At 53.6% G+C, this 22,493-nt stretch carries 22 protein-coding genes and 1 pseudogene; 12 read left to right on the top strand and 11 right to left on the bottom strand.

The annotated features are described in order from the left end of the window. Nucleotides 1-741: 741 nt before the first annotated feature. On the top strand, nt 742-960 hold the full coding sequence (locus tag UTM25_RS05995; RefSeq protein WP_194399359.1) for a cold shock domain-containing protein: 219 nt from the start codon (nt 742-744) through the stop codon (nt 958-960). A gap of 187 nt (nt 961-1,147) precedes the next feature. On the opposite strand, the gene UTM25_RS05990 is transcribed toward UTM25_RS05995, so the two are convergent. Beyond that, nucleotides 1,148-1,312, bottom strand: a complete 165-nt coding sequence (locus tag UTM25_RS05990) for a YnfU family zinc-binding protein (protein ID WP_213333348.1) — start codon at nt 1,310-1,312, stop codon at nt 1,148-1,150. Nucleotides 1,313-1,408: 96 nt separating this feature from the next. On the opposite strand from UTM25_RS05990, the gene UTM25_RS05985 reads away from it, so the two are divergent. Both UTM25_RS05985 and UTM25_RS22595 read left to right on the top strand, forming a co-directional pair. Further along, on the top strand, nt 1,409-1,636 hold the full coding sequence (locus UTM25_RS05985) for a hypothetical protein (protein ID WP_194399360.1): 228 nt from the start codon (nt 1,409-1,411) through the stop codon (nt 1,634-1,636). Nucleotides 1,637-1,904: 268 nt separating this feature from the next. Next, entirely contained in the window at nt 1,905-2,051 is a 147-nt protein-coding gene (locus UTM25_RS22595) for a YnaM/YnfT family protein (RefSeq protein ID WP_371745449.1), read from the top strand. A 16-nt stretch (nt 2,052-2,067) separates the two neighbouring features. Here the strand turns inward: UTM25_RS22595 and UTM25_RS05980 are convergent, their stop codons facing one another. After that, nucleotides 2,068-2,388 carry a cupin domain-containing protein gene (locus UTM25_RS05980; protein WP_194399361.1) on the bottom strand — a complete coding sequence of 107 codons (321 nt, stop codon included), beginning with the start codon at nt 2,386-2,388 and terminating at the stop codon, nt 2,068-2,070. A gap of 141 nt (nt 2,389-2,529) precedes the next feature. Between UTM25_RS05980 and UTM25_RS22590 the strand changes: the two are divergent. Then, nucleotides 2,530-2,598, top strand: a pseudogene (locus tag UTM25_RS22590) (hypothetical protein); the annotation flags it as partial. A gap of 35 nt (nt 2,599-2,633) precedes the next feature. Beyond that, nucleotides 2,634-3,569 carry a tRNA 2-thiocytidine(32) synthetase TtcA gene (gene ttcA / locus UTM25_RS05975; RefSeq protein ID WP_194399362.1) on the top strand — a complete coding sequence of 312 codons (936 nt, stop codon included), beginning with the start codon at nt 2,634-2,636 and terminating at the stop codon, nt 3,567-3,569. 41 nt (nt 3,570-3,610) lie between these two features. On the opposite strand, the gene dbpA is transcribed toward ttcA, so the two are convergent. The 4 genes from dbpA to UTM25_RS05955 form a co-directional block, all read right to left on the bottom strand. Beyond that, nucleotides 3,611-4,984: an ATP-dependent RNA helicase DbpA gene (gene dbpA, locus UTM25_RS05970; RefSeq protein WP_194399363.1), complete on the bottom strand. Its 1,374-nt coding sequence runs from the start codon at nt 4,982-4,984 to the stop codon at nt 3,611-3,613. Between the two features lie 27 nt (nt 4,985-5,011). Beyond that, nucleotides 5,012-5,176 (bottom strand): hypothetical protein, encoded by a 165-nt coding sequence (locus UTM25_RS05965; RefSeq protein WP_320714602.1) that lies wholly within the window; start codon nt 5,174-5,176, stop codon nt 5,012-5,014. 291 nt (nt 5,177-5,467) lie between these two features. Beyond that, nucleotides 5,468-6,451 (bottom strand): zinc transporter ZntB, encoded by a 984-nt coding sequence (gene zntB / locus UTM25_RS05960; RefSeq protein WP_023312017.1) that lies wholly within the window; start codon nt 6,449-6,451, stop codon nt 5,468-5,470. 154 nt (nt 6,452-6,605) lie between these two features. Then, a complete protein-coding gene (locus UTM25_RS05955) occupies nt 6,606-7,748 on the bottom strand; it encodes a methyl-accepting chemotaxis protein (protein WP_194399364.1) in 1,143 nt (380 codons plus the stop codon). A 456-nt stretch (nt 7,749-8,204) separates the two neighbouring features. Between UTM25_RS05955 and UTM25_RS05950 the strand changes: the two genes are divergently transcribed. The 4 genes from UTM25_RS05950 to UTM25_RS05935 all read left to right on the top strand — a co-directional run bounded on the left by UTM25_RS05950 (nt 8,205) and on the right by UTM25_RS05935 (nt 12,655). Then, nucleotides 8,205-10,334 (top strand): putative bifunctional diguanylate cyclase/phosphodiesterase, encoded by a 2,130-nt coding sequence (locus UTM25_RS05950; RefSeq protein WP_194399365.1) that lies wholly within the window; start codon nt 8,205-8,207, stop codon nt 10,332-10,334. 92 nt (nt 10,335-10,426) lie between these two features. Then, the gene (locus UTM25_RS05945) at nt 10,427-11,659 is read left to right on the top strand and encodes a sensor domain-containing diguanylate cyclase (protein ID WP_194399366.1); all 1,233 of its coding nucleotides are present in this window, start codon (nt 10,427-10,429) and stop codon (nt 11,657-11,659) included. 74 nt (nt 11,660-11,733) lie between these two features. Then, the gene (locus tag UTM25_RS05940) at nt 11,734-11,874 is read left to right on the top strand and encodes an Ecr family regulatory small membrane protein (protein WP_021240268.1); all 141 of its coding nucleotides are present in this window, start codon (nt 11,734-11,736) and stop codon (nt 11,872-11,874) included. Nucleotides 11,875-12,091: 217 nt separating this feature from the next. Further along, complete coding sequence (locus tag UTM25_RS05935; protein WP_194399367.1) at nt 12,092-12,655, top strand: DJ-1/PfpI family protein; 564 nt, start codon at nt 12,092-12,094, stop codon at nt 12,653-12,655. Between the two features lie 90 nt (nt 12,656-12,745). On the opposite strand, the gene UTM25_RS05930 is transcribed toward UTM25_RS05935, so the two are convergent. Further along, complete coding sequence (locus UTM25_RS05930; protein ID WP_194399368.1) at nt 12,746-14,362, bottom strand: peptide ABC transporter substrate-binding protein; 1,617 nt, start codon at nt 14,360-14,362, stop codon at nt 12,746-12,748. Between the two features lie 185 nt (nt 14,363-14,547). On the opposite strand from UTM25_RS05930, the gene mpaA reads away from it, so the two are divergent. Further along, the gene (mpaA, locus tag UTM25_RS05925; RefSeq protein ID WP_032656783.1) at nt 14,548-15,261 is read left to right on the top strand and encodes a murein tripeptide amidase MpaA; all 714 of its coding nucleotides are present in this window, start codon (nt 14,548-14,550) and stop codon (nt 15,259-15,261) included. Here mpaA and ycjG read toward each other — a convergent pair. Beyond that, nucleotides 15,252-16,217: an L-Ala-D/L-Glu epimerase gene (gene ycjG / locus UTM25_RS05920; protein ID WP_194399369.1), complete on the bottom strand. Its 966-nt coding sequence runs from the start codon at nt 16,215-16,217 to the stop codon at nt 15,252-15,254. The genes mpaA and ycjG overlap by 10 nt on opposite strands. A 107-nt stretch (nt 16,218-16,324) precedes the next feature. Here ycjG and tpx point away from each other — a divergent pair, with 107 nt between their 5' ends. Next, entirely contained in the window at nt 16,325-16,831 is a 507-nt protein-coding gene (gene tpx, locus UTM25_RS05915) for a thiol peroxidase (RefSeq protein WP_023335907.1), read from the top strand. Between the two features lie 275 nt (nt 16,832-17,106). Next, complete coding sequence (locus UTM25_RS05910) at nt 17,107-18,315, top strand: aldose 1-epimerase family protein (protein ID WP_194399370.1); 1,209 nt, start codon at nt 17,107-17,109, stop codon at nt 18,313-18,315. 37 nt (nt 18,316-18,352) lie between these two features. On the opposite strand, the gene tyrR is transcribed toward UTM25_RS05910, so the two are convergent. The 3 genes from tyrR to UTM25_RS05895 form a co-directional block, all read right to left on the bottom strand. Next, nucleotides 18,353-19,894: a transcriptional regulator TyrR gene (gene tyrR / locus UTM25_RS05905; protein WP_063439773.1), complete on the bottom strand. Its 1,542-nt coding sequence runs from the start codon at nt 19,892-19,894 to the stop codon at nt 18,353-18,355. Nucleotides 19,895-20,006: 112 nt separating this feature from the next. Further along, nucleotides 20,007-21,059, bottom strand: a complete 1,053-nt coding sequence (locus UTM25_RS05900) for a YcjF family protein (protein WP_194399371.1) — start codon at nt 21,057-21,059, stop codon at nt 20,007-20,009. Then, nucleotides 21,056-22,453: a YcjX family protein gene (locus UTM25_RS05895; RefSeq protein WP_194399372.1), complete on the bottom strand. Its 1,398-nt coding sequence runs from the start codon at nt 22,451-22,453 to the stop codon at nt 21,056-21,058. Before UTM25_RS05895 ends, UTM25_RS05900 begins: the two co-directional genes overlap by 4 nt. Nucleotides 22,454-22,493 lie beyond the last annotated feature (40 nt).

Raw genomic sequence — 22,493 nt, 5'->3', positions numbered from 1 at the left:
GTCATTGTCATTGTCATTGTCTTAAGCATGGTCGATAACGTAATAATTACCATGCCAGGCGTCAGAAATGTTCTTGCCAGCCAGATTGAGGGGAAACAAAAGGCCGCCGAACGGCAGCCCTGATGGATAAATGTCTATTAATATCGCTTTATTGTATTGATCGGGGTTCTTTCTGACCAGTCTGGTCTTTCGCCGGCCATGATTGCACGCTGTTGCGTTGGCGTCACAGACTGGGTTATTTCAGGCATTGACTTGTATTCGGGTTGTTTAGGTGGACTGAGAACCAGATCGGAGCTACAGCCTGACAGCAGGAAAATAGCCAGTAGAGATGAACTAAGCTTGAACACGTTAAACCCTTCCAATGGGATAAAATTTTAAGAAAAAGCGTGGTGCTGAACATACATAGCCTAATCAAAATATATTCACATGGTCAATGCGCACAACACTTTTTCCTGCCCCGGACTCGCAGAGGCGAACATCAAGCCGACGACTTTTTATCGAAAATTGACAGCAGATTCAACGTGACCGGAAACGCGCCACGGAAGCCATCTGGATGGCTAAAATAACATTTGCTTATCAACTCTGTCCGTGCCTTAATGATTTAGTTGGTTCGATGCAATACCGAATACAATATTTACCACGCAGTCCTCATAACCAGGCGCTATCGCTGATATCCCCTCCTTTTGAGTCCATACGTTCCAGTCATTTCTTATCATTTAAAGAGTCTTTAAAGGAGTATTTATGTATTCACGAATTCAAGGTCTGGTTAAGTGGTTTAATGAAGATAAAGGCTTTGGCTTTATTTCTCCCCTTGATGGCAGTAAAGATGTTCTTGTTCGTTTCTCTGCCTTGCAGGGAGAAAGGTTTAATACGCTATTTGAAGGTCAGAAAGTAGAATTTGCGATTCTAAGCGGCGATAAAGGCCCTTCTGCTGCAAATGTAATTCTTTTAGATAGATAAGTTTATCAATGGCCCGTGATTACCAACAAGGTTTCCTGAGTAAACGGGCCCTGGATTATATGACTGTTATTCATATCAACAGCCGACATATTTTCTTAACGAGTACGCTAACCAATGTGATGAAGTGCAGAACTGGTGCACAAGTAATCTAAACTCAAAGCTAACTCATTTTGTCAACTACTTTGGTTTAGAATCGTTGAGTAGATTTAAACAAAACGTGGCAGTACGGGCAGACAAGTTGAGCGCCCTTTTGTACGCGATTAAAGCTATGTTCTGAATCTTTAGAGCAATTTGGGCATGAACATTTGACTAAATGATTTCGATGGGATTGTGTATTTTTACGTCCAGACATAGGCATCTCCTGATTTTACGGACTGCCACCATACACTTTAAAGCTAAAAAATGCTTGCTTTAGTTTTGGAAAGATCTCAAAAACACAGGGTGATTTATGAAGAATGTAATCGTTTTTTTCAATGGGAAACCAGGTAAAGTTGTCACAGTGCAACAAGCAACTACGTCCGTAAGACAAGAATATCCGGACGGTGAAGAAATACACCTTCAGATTATGTCTGCCGGTTTCCCATCTTTAACCGGAGATCGCAGCTTTCTTTATGTTGTCTCTGATAGAGAACTCACCTCTCAGAAGATACTTGATGCCGCAAAAATCCATTTGTGATGTGCGTTTCCGGAAAAATCTCAGCCACTTCACAAATGGAAAGATAAAACCTCAGTAAAATCGCCGATATTTGCGGCGGGCGCTTTTAGGTTTTATTTTTTGAATTAAATTAATAAAAACGCCTAACAATTAAAGCCTGCTAAATGCAGGCTTTTTTTATAGAACCTGTAATACTACACCACCTAACTTTTATTTACACAACACAGACTAAAACTCGACACTTCTTTTCATTAAAATCTGGCTCTTTGTGGGAACTAATGCAAAAGAAATGGGTCAAATGAAGACCCTTACCAGAAAAGATTATTTTATGACATCTTATATTGTAGTAACCACTGTTGCCGTTGTGATGGGGTTGATAACGTTGAGTCTGATTAAAGTTTGGATTAGCACGTCGAACAATCCTGACAATCTGTGACCTTATCGCAAGCCGCTTAAAGCGAGGCCACTTCCGTTTCTGGTAAATCAATGATAACCAGTGTACCAAAACTGCCTGTTTCTACAGTATGGGGAGTGCCAGCTTTAGCGATATAGAGCTGTCCAGCCGTTACAGAGATTTTTTTACCCTTCACGCCCAGCTTCAGACGTCCATCAATGACCAGTAACCCCTCGTCATACTCATGTACCTCTTCAATCGCTGAGCGTTCATCCATTCGTAAAACTTTAAGATTTGCAGTTCCAATGCGGCCCAATACACGAGAGTGCCAGGTCTCCGGTAAGGCAAGTGCTTCTGTTTTGAGGTCATAAAGCGACATAAAGTCATTCCTTTTTATGTTCATTTAACGCTCTTATGCCATATAAGTTCCCCTCGGTCATATAACAAATATGGAAAACTAACACGAGTAAAATGCTATATGAGGTCCTTAAATCACACCGCACGCTAACGGCGTTGCTGCGCCAGTTATAACCCCGCTGTAAAACGTGCTGGTATTCGCCGCCGGAATCCGTACCATACGCGGCATACAATGTTTGCCCCTGCTGGCTCCGAAGGTAGTACTAAATGCAACAGAATCAAGAGATTAACAAAAAAGAGCAATACAATCTGAATAAACTGCAAAAGCGACTTCGCCGTAACGTGGGCGAAGCCATTGCAGACTTCAATATGATTGAAGAAGGCGATCGCATCATGGTCTGCCTGTCAGGGGGTAAAGACAGCTATACCATGCTGGAGATCCTGCGTAATCTTCAGCAAAGCGCACCGGTGAAATTTTCCCTGGTGGCGGTCAACCTTGACCAGAAACAGCCGGGCTTCCCGGAGCACATTCTGCCGGAATACCTCGAGAAGCTGGGCGTTGAGTATAAAATCGTCGAAGAAAATACCTACGGTATTGTGAAAGAGAAAATCCCGGAAGGGAAAACCACCTGCTCACTCTGCTCTCGCCTGCGCCGCGGCATTTTGTATCGTACCGCGACGGAGCTGGGCGCGACCAAAATTGCGCTGGGCCATCACCGCGACGATATCCTGCAAACGCTGTTCCTCAACATGTTCTACGGCGGCAAGATGAAAGGCATGCCGCCTAAGCTGATGAGCGATGACGGCAAGCACATTGTGATCCGCCCTCTCGCCTACTGCCGCGAAAAAGACATTGAGCGTTTTTCTCAGGCTAAAGGTTTCCCGATCATTCCATGTAACCTGTGCGGTTCTCAGCCGAACCTGCAGCGTCAGGTAATTGGCGACATGCTGCGCGACTGGGATAAGCGTTATCCGGGTCGTATCGAAACCATGTTCAGCGCGATGCAGAACGTCGTCCCTTCCCATCTCGCGGATGTGGAGCTGTTCGACTTTAAAGGCATCAACCACGAGTCAGAAATTGTGAACGGCGGGGACCTGGCGTTTGATCGGGAAGATATTCCCATGCAGCCAGCGGGCTGGCAGCCGGAAGAAGATGACAATCAGTTTGAAGAGCTGCGTCTGAACGTGCTTGAAGTGAAGTAAGCGATTAGCGTCTCAGAACACCTTCTGAGACGCTTCATTCTTTATTTCAGCAGACGTACGCGACAGGTTTTACCCTTAATTTTCCCGTTTTGCAGCTGCTTCCATGCCTTATGGGCAACCGCCTGGCGAACCGCTACGTAGACATGCGCCGGATGGACCGCAATCTTGCCGATATCCGCCCCGTCCAGACCCACATCTCCGGTCAGCGCGCCTAATACGTCACCCGGGCGCATTTTGGCTTTTTTACCGCCATCAATGCACAGCGTCGCCATTTCAGCCTCCAGCGGCACAATGCTGGTGCTGGCCGGTGCATTCATCCAGTTCAGCTTAATCTGCAGCATCTCAGAGAGAATATTGGCGCGCTGCGCCTCTTCCGGTGCGCAGAAGCTGATCGCAAGACCGCTATTTCCCGCGCGCGCGGTACGGCCAATACGGTGCACGTGCACTTCAGGGTCCCACGCCAGCTCATAGTTCACCACCAGCTCCAGGGATTTAATATCCAGACCGCGCGCAGCGACGTCGGTTGCGACAAGAACGCGGGCGCTGCCGTTAGCGAAGCGGACCAGCGTCTGATCGCGATCGCGCTGCTCCAGATCGCCATGCAGCGACAATGCGCTCTGGCCGGCGGCATTCAGGGCATCACAGACCGACTGACAGTCTTTTTTGGTATTACAGAACACCACGCAGGACGCAGGCTGATGCTGGCTAAGCAGTTTCTGCAGGAGAGAAATTTTCCCCTGCTGCGAGGTTTCAAAGAACTGCTGCTCGATAGCGGGCAGCGCATCTACGCTGTCGATTTCAATGGTGAGTGGATTTTTCTGCACGCGCCCGCTGATGGCGGCGATGGCCTCCGGCCAGGTCGCGGAGAACAGCAGCGTCTGACGATCGGCCGGGGCGAAACGGATCACCTCGTCAATCGCATCGCTGAAGCCCATATCCAGCATCCTGTCTGCCTCATCCATCACCAGCGTTTGTAACGCATCCAGCGAGACGGTGCCTTTTTGCAGGTGATCCAGCAGGCGGCCGGGCGTTGCGACAATAATGTGCGGCGCATGCTGAAGTGAATCACGCTGCGCGCCGAACGGCTGTCCGCCGCAGAGGGTTAAAATCTTGGTGTTGGGCAGGAAACGCGCCAGACGACGGAGTTCACCCGCGACCTGGTCTGCCAGTTCGCGGGTCGGGCACAGCACCAGAGACTGGGTCTGAAATAGCGCCGCATCGATATGCTGCAACAGGCCAAGGCCAAATGCCGCCGTTTTCCCGCTGCCCGTTTTCGCCTGCACGCGCACGTCACGGCCCTCAAGGATGGCGGGCAACGCGGCAGCCTGAACAGGCGTCATCGTGAGGTAACCCAACTCGTTGAGATTATCGAGTTGGGCGGCGGGCAGAACATTCAGGGTAGAAAAAGCGGTCACAGTAGTCTCTCGTGGTCATCTTTGCGGTCAGATGGCGCGTATCCTCGCAGATCTTGCGGTTCGATGCGACAATTTAATCGGTTCTTGATCTGGCGGCGGGTCGGGCATCGGCTGCGGACGCGGGATGGGATCGGGCATAGGCACCGGATCGGTGGGGACGGGATCGGATTGACGCGATTGTTGCAGTAGCAGAGCGTTGAGGAAGCTCATCATTCCCTCCAGAATTTGCTGTCGTCCCTTCAAGGGTAGACGCTGAGAATCAGGAGGCAAAAAAAAGCCGACTATGAAGTCGGCGTCGTACGAATCAATTGTGCTATGCAGTAATTCAAAAAAGGAAGTAAGACAATATGGAGCGCAACGCCCATCGCTTGACGTTGCATTCACCTGCGGGAGTAATATTGCACCTTACGGGGTAGATATTTATTGACCTCGCTCAATTAAAAGAGCGTTTTGATCCCGTTGAAAGCTGAAAAAAGCGTAAATTTACAGCCATTTACTACGATGCAACCACCATGCAACACCACCAATCAAAACAACTAACATCACACAAAACGCGGTAAAGCCGTAGCGATAAGCGCCACCTGGAATTCCCCCAAGGTTCACGCCAAACAGCCCGGTAAGAAACGTGCTGGGTAAAAACACCATCGCCATCAGGGACATCGTATAGGTTCTTCTCGCCAGAGACTCCTGCATCACCTGCGCGATTTCGTCCGCCATCACCGCCGTTCTGGCAATACAGGAATCAATCTCGTCCAGCCCGCGCCCCAGCCTGTCGGCAATATCCTGCATTCTGCGTCGCTGATCGTCATTCATCCACGCGAGCCTTTCGCTGGCAAGACGCGCATACACGTCGCGCTGCGGCGTCATGTAGCGGCGCATCACAATCAACTGCTTACGCAATAAGGCCAGAAAACCGCGGGGCGGGATCTGCTGATCGAGCAGGTTATCTTCCAGGTCGATGATTTTGTCGTGCAGTTCTTCAATAAATTCACTCGCATGATCGGTCAGGGCGTCACAGACGTCCACCAGCCAGCTGCCGCAGTCGACCGGCCCGGTGCCCTCTTTCAGATCGTTGACGATGTCATCCAGCGCCAGAACTTTTCGCTGCCGGGTCGACACAATGAGCCCGTCGTCCATGTAGACACGCATCGCAACCAGCTGATCCGGGCGTTCATCCGTGCTGCCGTTAATGCAGCGCAGGGTGATCAGCGTCCCGTCCCCCATTCGGCTCACGCGGGGCCGCAGGCTTTCACCCGCCAGCGCATCGCGCACGTTATTGGGCAACAGCGGAGTCGAGGCCAGCCAGTCAGCGCTGTCCGGGTGGGTGTAGTTCAGATGTAGCCAGCAGGGATGCGCACTATCGATCGCATCATTATCTTCCAGCGGTCGCGCACCGCCGCGGCCATCCAGCACCCACGCAAAAACTGCGTCTGGAACGTTAAGTTCAGATCCTTTAATGCTTTCCACAGCGCCTCCACCTTTTTAGCTCTTCGGTGTCAGTCTAGCTTTCATCAGGTGTTAAGCAACAACTATGTATCCCATAGCGCTGAAATCGCTCAGGAATTATACATACTGGCCAGAGGCGTAAAAAAAGCCTGGCATGCCAGGCTTTGAGGTGCTGTCAGAGAGAGTGCTCTGGCCGCTGCAGGAAAGATGGCGAGCCGCCAGGCGATGAGGACAAGGATGACTGTTCGAGCCTGAAATTACGCGTTCGGGTCTGCAGCTCAATCACCTGATTACGCAGTACATCAGATGAACCGTTGAGTTCCTCTGCCATTGCCACGTTACTTTGCGTAACCCGCTCCAGCTCCGATAGCGCCAGGGTAATCTGAGAAATGCCTTTCTCCTGCTCTGACGTTGACGCGGAAATGTCGTCCATTAAGCGGCTGACATTCCCCGAACCCGTCACGATTTCATGCATATTTTTCTCTGCCTGTGACACAACGCTGGCTCCCTGCGTGACGTTACTGCTGGTGACTTCAATCAGCGTTTTGATATTCTTCGCGGCCTCCGCGCTGCGGTGTGCCAGGTTTCTTACCTCTTCCGCAACGACAGAAAACCCCTTTCCATGATCGCCCGCCCTGGCCGCCTCAACGGCCGCGTTGAGCGCCAGGATATTCGTCTGGAACGCAATGCCGTCAATCAACGAAATGATCTCCGTCATCTGCTGCGCGCATTCGGTAATGGACTGCATATTGCTGGCAACCTGCCCCATGAGCTCACCGCCCTTGCGCGCCTGTAACGTCGCCACATTTGCCTGCTCGCTCGCCAGGCGGGTGTTATCGGCATTGTTTTTGGTGCTCGCGGCCATTTGCTCCATGCTGGCTGCGGTTTGCACCAAAGACGCAGACTGCTGCTCGGTTTTCACCGATAGCTGAGCGCTACGTGCCGAGAGTTGGTCCGATAAGGTCATAGCAGTTTGCGATGACGCCCTGATCTCCCGCACCAGCGTCGCAATATTGCCGGAAAGGCTGTTTATGCCGGGGATGAGTCGGCCCGCACAGTTATTGCCAAATTCAGGGATAGATACGCCAAGGTTACCTGCGGTCACCTCCTCAATACTTCTCTTCACCGTATTGATCGGCGTCACAAGATACTTCGTCATATAGACCCAGAGCAAAAATAGCGCAACGAAATTGATGACATTAAGCGAAATAAAGAGAGACGTATTGCTGGAAAATAGAACAACGACACCCGCACTTACCAAAAAAAGAGAGAAAAGGAACCCGATAATAAAGGTCCTGACACTAATATTTTTTAGCATGATAATACCCACGTTTTATATTTTGGTCGGCACTTAGACTTATAGCATTGGCCCGGAAGTTTTTCATCGCAAACAACACTTGTTTTTTGTTTCGCCGTTAGCATCCTGAGATTTGTCTTAAGTTAGATAAAAAAAGCGTATTAGTGAAAATGTTTTGCTCAGCATGCTGTGATACTGGTTTCCCGCCATCTTAAGCGATAGTATCGCCCGCGGTGAGACGATACGATCGCCCTCATATTTAAGGAGCTTTGCTACTGTTATTCGTTCTTGTTTAGCAATGCTTAATATATTAACAAGAGAATATATTTTATATTCTTAATAAGTTTTAGAGTATTAATATGACTGGTCATTTTTCACGATAAATAACTAATATGGTTTGAATGCGCATGTTCGTTGCCCGATAAAGATGTACCCGGCAGGCGAAATCGGTAACCCTCTCAGGCGTGGGACTGCATAATGCTCAATATATCGTGGGACCCTGTGTTAATCGCTATCTCTTATCTGGTGGCGTTTATCGCCTCCTTTGTGGCGCTGGACAGCGCCGGAAAGATCCCCCTCTCCAGCCGAAAGGCTGCCCTCTTCTGGCGCATTGCCGGTGGGGTCACGCTGGGCATTGGCATTTGGTCGATGCACTTTATCGGCATGCTGTCGATGCAAATGCCCATGATGATGAGCTACGACCTCTGGTTAACCCTTGCGTCACTGGGCGTCGCGGTGGTTGCATCGGCCACGGCACTTAATATTGCCGTCGCGGGCAAAAAACTTTCTCCCTTTAGACTGATCTTTGCCACGGCGATCCTGAGCGCTGGCGTGGTGTCGATGCACTACATCGGTATGGCGGCCCTGATGCTGGATGGCAGCATCATCTGGGATAGCCGCCTCGTGGGGTTGTCCGTGGTTATTGCCGGTGTTGCCTCCGGCACGGCACTGTGGCTGGCTTTCCGTCTGCGGAATAAACACAAAGGCGTCTTTATCAATCGCATTCTCGCGGCCTTCGTCATGGGTGTCGCCATTTGTGCGATGCACTATACCGGCATGAGTGCCGCGCAGTTTCAGGAAATGGCGCATACCCTCCCGGGCGGGATCGGCGAGCTGGGGTTATCCATCTGGGTTTCGGTCACCACGCTCTGCCTGCTCGGGGTGATGTTAATCATTTCACTGATCGATTCCCACCGCCGCACCAGCCGGCTGACGGATAATCTGCAGCAGCTCAACCGCCAGCTTGAGCTACAGGCGCGGTTTGACGCGCTCACCGGGCTCGTAAACCGCCACCAGATGGATCTCCGCATGCAGGATTGTCTGCGAAGCGCGCTGCTGAGCAAGAAGCCATTTGCGGTTATTTTCCTGAACGTCGATCACTTCAAACGCGTTAACGATACGTGGGGTCACAGCGTCGGTGATGAGCTATTGATCACGGTCGCGCAGCGCATCACGGCCCGGCTCACGCGTGAGATGACCCTGGCAAGGCTGGGAGGCGACGCCTTTATCCTGCTGGTGCCAGAATGTGACGACGACAGGCTCAACGCCCTGGTCACCGCGTTGCTCGAAGACGTGCGACGCCCTCTTTCTGTCTGTGGGCACACGTTAAGCACAACAATCAGCGCGGGCGTCAGCCTCTATCCTCAGGATGGCGAAACGCTGCACGAGCTGAAGCTCAAGGCGGATGCAGCCCTACATCGCGTCAAAGAAGAGGGCCGCAACGGCTGGGCGATTTACCGGGCCGAGATGTCAACGGCGATCCCGGCGAAACCCGGTTTCCTGCAGGAGCTTTCGCAGGCGCTTGAGCGCGATCAGTTTGAACTGTGGTACCAGCCAACCTGGCATGCGGGAGAGAAAACCATTCACGGTTTTGAAGCCCTTCTGCGCTGGCGGCATCCTGAGCAAGGGGTTGTGCTGCCCAATCTGTTTATCCCTTCTCTGGAGCAAACGGGTTTAATTATTCCGGTAGGTAACTGGGCCATTGAAGCGGCATGCCGACAGCTTCATTTCTGGACTGAGCAAGGTTTCAGCCAGTGGACGCTCTCGCTCAACCTATCCCCCATCCAGTTTGAACAGCCGGATGTTTTCCAGATCATCTCTTCGATGCTGGAAAAATATAGCTTGTCTCCGTCCCGGCTGATTCTGGAGGTAACGGAAAGCACCGCGCTTAAAAATCTGGACCGCAGCATTGAGTTGCTCAATGCGTTTAATCACGCGGGGATCGTTGTCTCGATTGATGATTTTGGTACAGGCTATTCCAACCTTCTGATGCTGAGCGTGCTTCCGGCAAAAGAGCTCAAGATCGACAGAAGCTTTGTCACGTCGATGCTGGAAAATGAAAAAAGCTACAAGCTGGTTGAAACCATTATCAGTATCGCCCGGACCATGGAGATGAATGTGGTGGCAGAAGGGATCGAGACGGAAGAACAGCAGGCGGTTCTCACCCGACTCGGCTGCGATTACCTGCAGGGTTACCTTTTCTCCCGCCCCTTACCTGCCGAACAGGTACCCTGGCTACTGCTGCAGATAAACTCAGACAAACAGATTATACCCATTAATAAAATTCAAACGGACCCCGCATTTATTTCTCAAAAAAATCATGCCTGACGGGGTTAAGTGGAGTATGTTTCAAAGGAGTACACGCGAGTCAATTCTGCCATGATTGTCAGGCACATGTTGTCGATGAACAGGAAACGCCTATGTCGCAACCTTGTTTTGATGCGTTGAATGTAATTAAAACACCCGTGTGGCTCGTTTCACCCGTGTCGGAAAAGATCATTTTTGCGAATGTGTCCGCAACGCAGATCATGGGAGATAAAACGCTCGATGACCTGCGCAAAGGGATCTACTCTGCCAGTGCGCAAACCGTCCTGTCGATGTATGTATCTGAACTGAAAACAGAGCAGGAGATCGTCGAAATCTGGACAACGAGCCGGGATGGACAGGATACGCCGTTAAGCTGTCGCCTCTCGCTTGCCCACTACGCGCCCTGGGGAGATGTGATTGTTTTCGAGGGCATCGCCCAACAAATACTCTCAGGATTGAAGGCCACCCGTTCCGCCACCTACCGGCGGAAAAAACAGGGTTTTTATGCGCGCTTTTTTCTGACCAACAGCGCTCCGATGCTGTTAATCGATCCGGCCCGCGACGGCCAAATCGTCGATGCGAATCTGGCCGCGCTCAATTTTTATGGTTATTCACATGATGACATGTGCAGTAAGCATACCTGGGAAATCAATACGCTGGGGCGAGATGTGATGCCCATTATGACTGCGATTGCCGCGCTGCCCGGTGGTCACAAGCCGCTCAATTTTGTTCACCGCCTTGCCGATGGATCCACCCGCCACGTTCAGACGTATGCCGGGCCCATTGAGATCTACGGTGACAAGCTGATGCTGTGCATCATCCACGATATCACCGAGCAAAAAAGGCTGGAGCAGGAGCTGGAACATGCGGCGTTACGTGACTCCATGACGGGGTTACTCAACCGGCGCCAGTTCTACGCGATTACCGATCAAAGCAACCTGAATACACTTCCCGCGCAGCAGCAATTTAGCCTGCTTCTGGTGGATACCGACCATTTCAAAAACATTAATGACCTGTTCGGCCATCTGAAAGGCGATGAGGTGCTTATCGCCCTTTCCCGGACGCTGGAAGCCTGTAGTCGGGAGGGCGATATGGTGTTCCGCTGGGGAGGCGAAGAGTTCGTTATCCTGCTGCCGCGCACCTCTCTCGATACCGCGATGCAGATTGCCGAGTCTGTCCGCGCAGCCGTTGCCCGCATTACGATTCCGGGCTTGCCGCGGTTTACCGTCAGCATCGGCGTGGCGCGGCACAATCAGGGAGAGAGTATTGACGAGCTGTTTAAGCGTGTGGACGATGCGCTGTATCGCGCTAAAAATGACGGACGCAATAAAGTCCTTGCGGCATGAAACTGGAGTATCCGGAAAAGCCCCGCTACAATGCCCACCTCGAATCAATTAGCTTCAGGTGGGTAAAAGCCGCAATGGGAAAAACAGAAATAATACTCACCTTAATTATTTTACTCCTTATTATATTTGGCTTCTGGTTTATTTTTAGCGGTGAGATCTGGTATCTCGTCGAGTTTCTGGAAAATAGCCTTTACCCGACCTTCGACGCACCGTAACGCACGTTTAATCGCTTGTTTCACCTACCGAATATGTCAGGTATCTGCTTCCCTTACAGCCGCGTAAAATACGCGGCGTTATCCTCCAACAACGTTGATAACGAATCACTTATTCATTTGCTTATGTTGCCCGTGCTCTGACGGGCTTTTTTATTTCCGGCAATTCAGCCACGCCAGGCTATATCTTAATCATCTTTATTGATAGAGGTGAGGAAAGATGAGCAAGAAGATCCTGATGCTGGTTGGCGATTACGCCGAAGATTACGAAACCATGGTGCCTTTTCAGGCGTTGCAGATGATTGGCCATCAGGTGGATGCGGTCTGCCCCGACAAACCGAAAGGCGATTACATCATGACGGCAATCCATGACTTTGACGGCGCCCAGACCTACAGCGAAAAGCCCGGTCACCGCTTTACCCTCAACGCCGATTTTTCAGCCGTAAAGGAGCAGGACTACGACGCGCTGCTCATCCCCGGCGGGAGAGCACCCGAGTATCTACGGCTAAATGAGGACGTCTTAAAGCTGATACAGGCATTTGACGCCGCGCGTAAGCCGATTGCCGCAGTGTGCCACGGCCCACAGCTGCTTGCTGCCGCGGGCATCCTGAAAGGACGAACCTGTAGCGCCTATCCGGCCTGCGCGCCTGAGGTCCGTCTCAGCGGCGGACACTACGCCGCTATCGGCATCGATCAGGCCCATGTAGACGGCAATCTGGTGACGGCTCCCGCCTGGCCCGCGCATCCGCAGTGGCTGGCGAAGTTTAATGCGCTATTAGAATAACAGAGACCCGGCGTCGGGCCACGCATAGCGGATGAACCCGTACCGCGTATTGCAGACCTGGCGCATTCTCGCGCCAGGTCTCATAAAACATCAGTGCTTCTCGATATACATCGTCCGGCTATACGCCACATCTTCCGGGTTATTAATAGGGTAGCCTTTCACCCAGGGCTTAATCAGACGACCATTGGTGTACTGGTAAATTGGCGCGATAGGCGCTTTCTCCATGAGGATTTTCTCCGCCATGTTGTAGTCCGTATTACGCGCTTTCGCCGTGGTTTCCAGCGTTGCCTGGTGGATAATTTTATCGTAGGCCGGGTCGTTGAAACGCGAGATATTACCGCTGTGGGTTGAGGTCAGCAGAGACAGGAAGGTCGACGGCTCGTTGTAATCGCCTACCCATGACGCGCGGATCACATCAAAATTGCCGGTATTACGGCTGTCGATATAGGTTTTCCACTCCTGGTTTTGCAGTTTGACGTCCACACCGAGATTTTTCTTCCACATGGACGCTACCGCAATGGCGATTTTCTGGTGGTTTTCCGAGGTGTTATACAGCAGGGTTAACTTCAGCGGACGCTGAGGACCGTAGCCTGCGGCCTGGAGCAACGTTTTCGCCTGAGCGTTCAGCTCCTGCTGGGACATCTGCTCGAACGGTGAAGGTTCAGGGGTGAAGCCCGCCGTCACGTCAGGGGTGAAATGCCAGGCCGGCTTCTCACCTGTACCTAATACCTTTTCTGCCATAATGCGGCGATCGATAGTCATGCTCAGCGCAAGACGCACCCTGGCATCGGCCGTCGGGCCCTTTTGCGTATTAAATGCGTAGTAATAGGTTCCGAGCTGAGGCGGCGTATACACTTGTCCCGGAATGTCCTTCAGGAGCTTCTGATACATGTTTTTCGGGAACGATTCGGTGATATCAATATCCCCCGCCAGATAGCGCTTAGTGGCGGACGATTCCTGATTAATCGGAATGAAGGTCACTTTTTGCAGGACAGTTTTCGCGTTGTCCCAGTAGTGCGTATTCGGCACGACAACCAGTTTTTCATTCACCACGCGGTCGTTCAGGACGTACGCGCCGTTACCCACCAGGGCGCCCGGACGCGTCCACTCTTTACCGCTTTCAACGTTCGCTTTTTGCACCGGATAGAAAGCAAAGTTCGCCGTCAGGTTGCTAAACCACGGGAGTGGTTTGTCCAGCTGGACGCGTAAGGTTCTGGCATCCACCGCCGTCACGCCCAGGGTATCTGGCGCCGCTTTGCCATCAATGATGGCCTGCGCGTTGTTGATGCCTGCCAGCGCCGCAAACCAGGCAAACGGAGAGGTGGTTTTCGGGTCAACCAGACGCTGCCAGCTGTAGACAAAATCCTGCGCGGTGACGGGCGTACCGTCAGACCATTTCGCGTTATCGCGCAGGGTGAAGGTCCAGATACGGTTATCGTTACTCTGCCAGCGCGTCGCCACGCCGGGGGTCAGCTCCCCTTTCTCGTTCTGATTTACCAGCCCTTCGAAAAGATCGCGAATTACCTGAATCTCGGGTAATCCCACCGCTTTTGCCGGATCGAGCGAAGCCGGCTCGTCTTTAATATGCCTGACCAGCTCCTGTTTTTGCCCCAGTACCGTGCCCTGGGGCACATCAGCAGCGTACGAGAGTGTAGAGAGTCCGCACAGGTACAGTGCAGCGCAAAGACGCGAAACAGGATGCTTCATAAGATCCCCTTTAATGAATTCAGGTAACAAGCAGATGCGTAATTATTTGTTTCGAAACAGAGAAATGCAAATACCTTACGCCTGAATAGTGATTTAAGGCAATTCTTAAGCGTTACGGAAACTATTTGATTAACAGCGAGTTTTGCACAACACTGCCAGTAGAGACTTCTTTATCAGGATTTCGTATGGCAATCACCCGACCACGAGCGGAGCGCGGGGCCTTTCCGCCGGGCGCTGAGCAATATGGCCGCTCATTTTTAGGCGCATCGCTGATCTGGTTCCCGGCGCCCGATGCCGATCGCAGCAGCGGTTTGATCATTGCCGGCACGCACGGAGATGAGAACTCGTCCATCGTAACGCTTTCCTGCGCGCTGCGGACGCTGACGCCTTCATTGCGACGTCACCACGTAATTCTTGCCGTCAATCCGGACGGCTGCCAGCTTGGATTACGGGCGAATGCGAGGGGCGTTGACCTGAACCGTAATTTCCCGGCGGCAAACTGGCGGGCCGGCGAAACGGTTTATCGCTGGAACAGCTCCGCCGAGGAGCGGGACGTGGTGCTGCTGACGGGAGACAAGCCGGGCTCAGAGCCGGAAACGCAGGCGCTGTGCCAGCTTATCCATAAGATCCACCCCGCATGGGTTGTCTCCTTCCACGATCCGCTGGCCTGTATTGAAGACCCGCGTCACTCCGATCTGGGCGCGTGGCTGGCACAGGCTTTCGCCCTGCCGCTCGTCACCAGCGTGGGCTATGAAACACCCGGATCGTTCGGTAGCTGGTGCGCCGATTTGAGCCTGCCCTGCATCACCGCTGAATTCCCGCCGATTTCCTCCGACGAAGCCAGCGAAAAATACTTAAAAGCGATGGTGGAGCTTCTGCGCTGGCAGCCTCAGAGATGAAGCACGCCGCTGGTAAAATTAAGCGCCGGTGAAACGTCAACCGCCAGCCACGTCGGGCCATCCAGATCGGCAAAACGGACCTGATTGACAAGCGGCAGCGCCGCGCCGATCGCCCGGGATGTGCAGAGCATGCATCCCAGCATCAGGGAAAAGCCCTGCGCCTGCGCTTCCGCCGCCAGGGCCAGCGCTTCTGTCAGCCCGCCGGTTTTATCGAGCTTGATATTGACCATCTCATAGCGGCCCTTAAGCGCGCTCAAATTCTCGCGGGTATGGCAACTCTCGTCCGCGCAGACGGGCAGCGGATGGATAAAATTCTTCAGCGCCTCGTCATCCTTCGCTGGTAGAGGCTGCTCCAGCATCGCCACGCCCAGGTCAGCCAGCAGCTGGCATCGGGCGGCAAGCCCCTCGGGATGCCACGACTCGTTGGCGTCAACAATCAGCGTGGCCGAGGGCACCGCCGAGCGAATGGCAACCATCCGCTCGCTGATCAGGCGATCGTCGAGCTTCACTTTTAACAGCGTGGCCCCGGCGTCATAGAGCGCTTTTGCGCTGGCAGCCATCTGCTCCGGCTCACCAATCACGACCGTTTGCGCCGTCACGACGGACTCCGGCAGCGCCACTCCCAGCAAGGACGTCAGCGATTGCTGCTGCTTTGCGGCCTCAAGGCTCCAGAGCGCACAGTCGATAGCATTACGCGCCGCCCCGGCGGGTAAACGCTGCTGTAACGCCTCGCGCGTGAGCCCTTTTTGCAGCTCTGGCAACAGGGTCATGATATGCGCCATCACCGACGCAGGACTTTCTCCATAGCGCGGGTATGGCGTACATTCCCCAACGCCTTTAAACCCCTCTTCTTCGATTTCGACTACGACCACGCTGGCTTCACTTCGACTGCCGCGGGAGATCACAAACGGGGTATGCAATGGCCAGGCTTCTTCATAGACCTTAACGCTTCTCATCACTGACTCCTTGCGGCCCGGAAAGGCGAAAAATTTGGTTTGCCGTGTTATCCGCTGATGGCATACACTAGCCCCGACGTTAACTATATGTAAACAGGAAGATATCTATGTCACAACTCGTTCATTTCCAGGGCAACCCGGTTGCTGTAGCAGGTTCCATTCCGCAGGCTGGCAGCAAAGCGCAGGCATTTACTCTGGTGGCTAAAGATCTGTCTGACGTCACACTGGCTCAGTTTGCGGGCAAACGCAAAGTACTGAACATTTTCCCAAGCATTGATACCGGTGTTTGTGCCGCATCCGTGCGTAAATTCAACCAGCTGGCGACTGAAATGGACAACACCGTTGTGCTGTGCATTTCCGCTGACCTGCCGTTTGCCCAGTCCCGTTTCTGCGGTGCTGAAGGCCTGAGCAACGTCATTACCCTCTCCACCCTGCGCAGCGCAGATTTCCTCGAGAAATACGGCGTCAGCATCGCGGAAGGCCCACTGAAAGGTCTGGCAGCACGTGCCGTACTGGTTCTGGATGAAAACGACACCGTCGTCTTCAGCGAACTGGTTAACGAAATCACCACCGAGCCGGATTACACTGCCGCGCTGGACGTGCTGAAAGCATAATAAGTCCTTAGCATTCTATACAGCTTATTCTCAACCTCGCCGCGGCGGGGTTTTTTATTACCTCAAAGCTGAATCGTTAAAGCATAAATGCACACAAATCACATTAATCATGCAATAATCTAGACAATATGTAACATGAGCGTGATCAGTAACGCATAATAATCGTTAAATTTCCCTATTTTCATCCCCAGTGAAGCGCATCACATTTCCCTTTTTGCCTAAACATTAGATTTGCTTACGAAAGAAAATAATCGTTTCAGCAAAAAGGATAATATATGAAGATTAAATTCGCGTTGACGCTCCTTGCGGTACTGATTTCTGGCCATGCGGTGGCCAAAACCTGGGTGCTGACAAGCGCTGAAAGCAGCGTAGAGAAAGGAAACTGGAAGGTTTCCAGCGATGAGCTGAAAGTTAAAGATCGGACGTTCAGCATTGAGCAAAAAGTCTTACACGGTGGTAAACAGGAAGGCAGCAAAGTCATCATTATTAGCAGCAAAGATGGCCTGACGATTACCCTGAGCCCGACCCGCGGGATGAACCTTCTGCATGTAGAAGGGTTTGGTACCCGACTGGGCTGGAATTCTCCCGTTAAAGAGGTAGTGAACCCGGCTTATATCAATCTTGAAAGCCGCAACGGTCTCGGCTGGCTGGATGGTTTCAACGAGATGATGGTGCGCTGTGGCTACGAATGGACAGGTCACCCTGTCACCGCGGATGGGCAAATTTACACCCTGCACGGCAGGGCCGGTAATACCCCCGTTTCGCAGGTCGAGGTTGAAATCGCGGATGCCGCCCCGCATGAGATCCGCGTTCGGGGTTTGATCAAAGAGAGCACGTTTAAAAAAGCGGATCTGCAAACCATGACCGAACTGCGCTACGTTCCCGGAACCAACCAGTTCAGCCTGCATGATGTTCTGACCAACCATGCGGATTACCCTCATGATTACCAAATCATCTATCACAGCAACTTCGGCACGCCGATCCTTGAAGAAGGCGCGCGTTTCCTTGCGCCGGCGGCGAGCGTGAGCCCATTCAATGATTACGCCAAAGCGGGGGTTAACGACTGGCAAACCTATGCCGGACCGACAAAAGGCTTTGATGAGATGGTCTTTAATATTAAACCGCTCGCCGACAATAACCACGAAACGCTTGCGGCGGTGGTCAATAAAGCCGGAGATAAAGGCGCGTCAATCCAGTTTGATACCCGCCAGCTGCCCGTGCTGACCTTATGGAAGAATACCGACACGCTGAAGCAGGGCTACGTCACGGGCATTGAGCCGGGCACCAGCTACGCCTACCCCGTTACGATTGAACGCGAGCAGAAGCGGGTTAAGCAGCTGCAGCCCGGTGCCAGCGCGCAGTTTGACCTGACCTATACCCTGCTGCACAGCCCGCAGCAGGTGAAAGAGGTCGAAAACAGGATTGCATCGATTCAGGGAGAGACAAAAACAGAAATCGTTAACACGCCGATGGCGAAGGAATAAACGTAAAGTAAAAAGCCTCTTTGCAGAGGCTTTTTTGTTATTCGTCGCCTTTCTTATGATTCAGACCGTACTCGCGCAGCTTGTTGGCGATCGCGGTGTGCGAGACGCCAAGGCGTTTTGCCAGCTTGCGGGTGCTGGGATAGCTGCGGTATAGCTGCGTCAGCACTGAACGCTCAAAACGGCTGGTGATATCGTCCAGCGAACCTTCCATCGCCTCTTCGCCAACAGACACCGTCCCCGCATCGTAATCAGGCAACAGAATATCCTGCGGACGCAGTTCATAGCCTTCCAGCTGGGTCAGCGCACGATAAACGGCGTTTTTGAGCTGGCGAATGTTGCCCGGCCAGCCGTAGCGCATCAGCACCGTGCCGAGATCGGCAGACAGCTTCGGACGCGGCACACCCTGCTCGTCGGCAAAGCGGGCGACAAACAGCTCCGTTAGCGGCATGATGTCCTGCGGACAATCGCGCAGCGGGGGAATATTCAGCGTCAGGACGTTGAGGCGGTAATAGAGATCCTCGCGGAAGATCCCTTTTTGCACCAGCTCAACCAGGTTTTTCTGGGTAGCGCAAATGACGCGCACGTCCACATGCACTTCGTGATCCTCACCGACGCGGCGGAACGTTCCGTCGTTCAGGAAACGCAGCAGCTTTGCCTGCATGCGCGGCGACATTTCGCCGATCTCGTCCAGCAGCACGGAGCCGCCGTTAGCCTGCTCGAAGAACCCTTTCTTGCCTTCCGGCGCGTGGCCAAACAGCTCGCTTTCAACGGCATCTTCCGGAATAGAGGCGCAGTTAAGTGCCAGATAAGGCTTAGCCGCACGCGGGCTCGCCAGATGCACCGCGTGAGCCAGAAGATCTTTCCCGGTGCCGGTGTCCCCGGTAATCAGCAGCGGCGCGGTCAGGTTGGCGAGCTTGCGCGCCTGATCCACCACATGGCGCATTTTCGGGCTGACGGCAATAATCTGGCTAAAGGCGCCAACATCCTGGCTGGAAATGTTCTGCAGCTGGCGACCCATGCGTAACGTCGAGCGCAGCATGATCACCGCCCCGGTCAACACGCGGGTATTCCCTTCCCCTTTCAGATAGACCGGCGTGATCTCCATCAGGAAATTCTGCCCGTTAATCACCACATGCTCGCTAAGCGTGTTCTGCGGATTGCTGTCCAGCCAGCGCTGGAAGTTAAAGCCGGGGATCAGCTGCGCGGCATTATGATTGCTGAGCTTCTCCTGGCTCTGCGCGAAAAGCTGGCAGCTCGCGTGGTTAACGCGCTCAACTTTGCTTTTCAAATCCAGGGAGAGGAACGGCTCTGGCATGGCTTCCAGCAGCGCGCTCAGCGCCAGGTGCTCACGCTCAGAGGGCATCCAAGGAATGGTGCGTACATCCGTAACGCCAGCGATACGGCGGATTTCCGCCATCAGGCTGCTGAAGGTGTTAAATTCAATTTCGGCAAAATTGAGGTAAATTCGCCCGACAGGGTCGATCTCAATGCCACGTAAATCAATGCTACGTAAAACAAGAAGATCGAGTAATTCGCGGGTCAGACCGAGACGGTCTTCACAGAAGACTTCAAGACGCATGGGAAATTCACCGTTTTAAGCCAATAACAGTAAAATGATATGTCAGAACACGGTGATCGGGAAGATGGCTGTCAACAAATATTGACAGCCAGCACGATAAGTGAACAAAACCTCACGGAGCCGGTTTTTTATTGAGCGTCTCTTTGAGCTGGGCGATCAGCTCGCGCCTGAAATCCCCCAGCCGGGGCTTATCGCCGTCAATCCACGGCAGCGGACGGCAGACCTCCATCGCTTTAATCCCCAAACGCGCCGTCAATAATCCCGCGCCGATCCCCTGGGCGGCACGAGCAGAAAGACGCGCCGCCAGATCCTGCGACATCCAGTCCATGCCCACTTCGCGCACCAGTTCACTCGCCCCGGCAAACGCGATATTGAGCAGGACCAGCTTGAACAGCCGGAGTCGACTGTAGTAACCCAGCTCTATGCCGTAAAGGTTCGCGATACGGTTGATCAGACGCAGGTTACGCCAGGCGATAAAGGCCATATCGACCAGCGCCAGCGGGCTGACGGCAATCATCAGGGTGGATTCCGCCGCAGAACGGCTAATCTCGCGCCGCGCCTGGGCATCCAGCACCGGCTGAACCATGTGGGAGTAGAGCGTCACCACTTCCCGGTCATTCTGGGTTTCATGGATGGCGGCATACCAGCGCTGAAGCGCCGGATGCGACTGATCGATTCCGGCCTGGCTGGCCAGCTTTTCACAGAACGCGCGGCCTTTGCCGGTGCCGTGGCTGTGGAGCAGATCCCGCGCTTCATCACGCTCGTGCGCGCGCTGGCGCAAACGCCAGAGCCGCCGCCACTCGGTGGCAACCGACCCGATGCCCGCCCCGACAATCAGCGCGCCCGCGGCACATCCGCCCAGCGCGACCCAGTCCTGAGTTTGCCAGGCATTCATCGTCCACTGCACGCCCTGCCCAACCACGCTTACGCCAAACAGAGCAAGACCGGCGGTGACCATCCTGCGCCACAGGCTGCGCTTTGGACGCAGGGCGGCTTCCACAACCGCCTCTGCCGGACCTTCCTCGACGCCGGGCTCCTCGATCAGGGCCGGGGAAAAGTTATCAGCCTGCGTGCCGCTGAAGGCCTGCGCGGTTTTAAACGCCTCCTGAGGATCCTGCTCAAGCGTTCCGGTAAAGTCTATGCGCGGTTTTAACGGTTCCGTCATCGCAATTTATCTCCAATCAAAAACTCCAGCGCCGCATCCAGACGGATGTGTGGTAATGGCCGATCGACGCTCATTGCCTGCGGGCGGAAGGCTTCAAACTGGAAGCCCTGGTTCTGCCAGAAGGCCTGGCCAGGCAGCCGCGCAGGCACTTCCCCCGGATACACGGTAAGCGGTTCACCGTCGCTGAGCCGGTTCCCGCGTAATGCCGGTATTTTCTCGCCGTTAAGATCTATCAGCCCGCTTTGCGTCGCCTGCACGGACGCAAGCCCAAGGCAATCCATGCCGATCCCTTCGAAGGCGGCGTTTTGCCAGGCGTCCTGCACCAGCTGCTGCAGCAGCGATACCATATTGGCATGCTGGTCGACCGTGACGTGATCGGCCTTTGTGGCCGCAAAGAGCAGTTTGTCGATCACCGGTGAGAACAGACGGCGAAACAGCGTCCGCTGGCCGTAGTGAAAACTTTGCATCAGCTGCGTCAGCGCCAGGCGCATATCGTTGAAGGCCTGCGGCCCGCTGTTGAGCGGCTGCAGACAATCCACCAGCACAATCTGACGGTCAAATCGCAAAAAGTGGTTTTTATAGAATCCCTTGACCACTTTTTCACAGTAGTAATGGTAACGCTCGCGCAGCATCCCGGCGTTAGTGTGCCTGTCGGCCTGCGCCAGCTTCGACTCGCCCACCCCGTCCACGTCCGGCCAGGGGAAGAACTGAAGCGCAGGCGCGCCTGCTAAATCACCCGGCAGGACAAAGCGACCCGGCTGAATGAAGTGCAACCCTTCCTGCTTGCACTGATGCAGATACGCCGTCCAGGCTTCGGCAATGGCCGCCAGACGATTTTCATCGGCCGGTGCAAGCGGGTCCAGGCCTTCGCACAGCTGTCGCCATTTGGCCGACCACCCGGCGCGCTGCCCCTGCAACAACCCCGTCATCTGGCGGGACCAGCTGAGGTAATCCTGCGCCAGCATCGGCAGGTCGAGCAACCATTCACCGGGGTAATCGACGATTTCAAGGTACAGCGTGGAGGTATCCTTGAAATGGCGCATCACGGATTCATTCGAGCGAAAGCGGAGTGCGAGGCGAATTTCACTCACCCCTCGCGTCGGCGTCGGCCACGTGGGCGGATCGCCGTAGAGCTGCGCCAGCCCTTCGTCATAGGTAAAGCGTGGAATACCAAAATCACGCTGAGGGACGCGCTTCACGCCCAGCAGGCGTTCTTCCCGCACCGCGCTAAGCAGCGGCAGACGCGCACCGGCGTGCAGGTTCAGGAGCTGGTTTACCATCGCGGTGATAAACGCCGTCTTACCGCTGCGGCTCAGCCCCGTCACGGCCAGACGCAGATGACGGTCAACGCCACGGTTCACCAGTGAATTGATTTCGTTTTTAAGTCGCTTCATCGCCGTCCTTCGTTGCCTGGAAGCCTTGAATGCATGGCTT

This window comes from Enterobacter sp. 61D5, assembly GCF_034107965.1.
GTDB classification, from domain to species: Bacteria; Pseudomonadota; Gammaproteobacteria; order Enterobacterales; family Enterobacteriaceae; genus Enterobacter; species Enterobacter cloacae_M.
The sequence above is the reverse complement of the archived record's forward strand: the minus strand, read 5'-3'. Positions and strand labels throughout refer to the sequence as shown.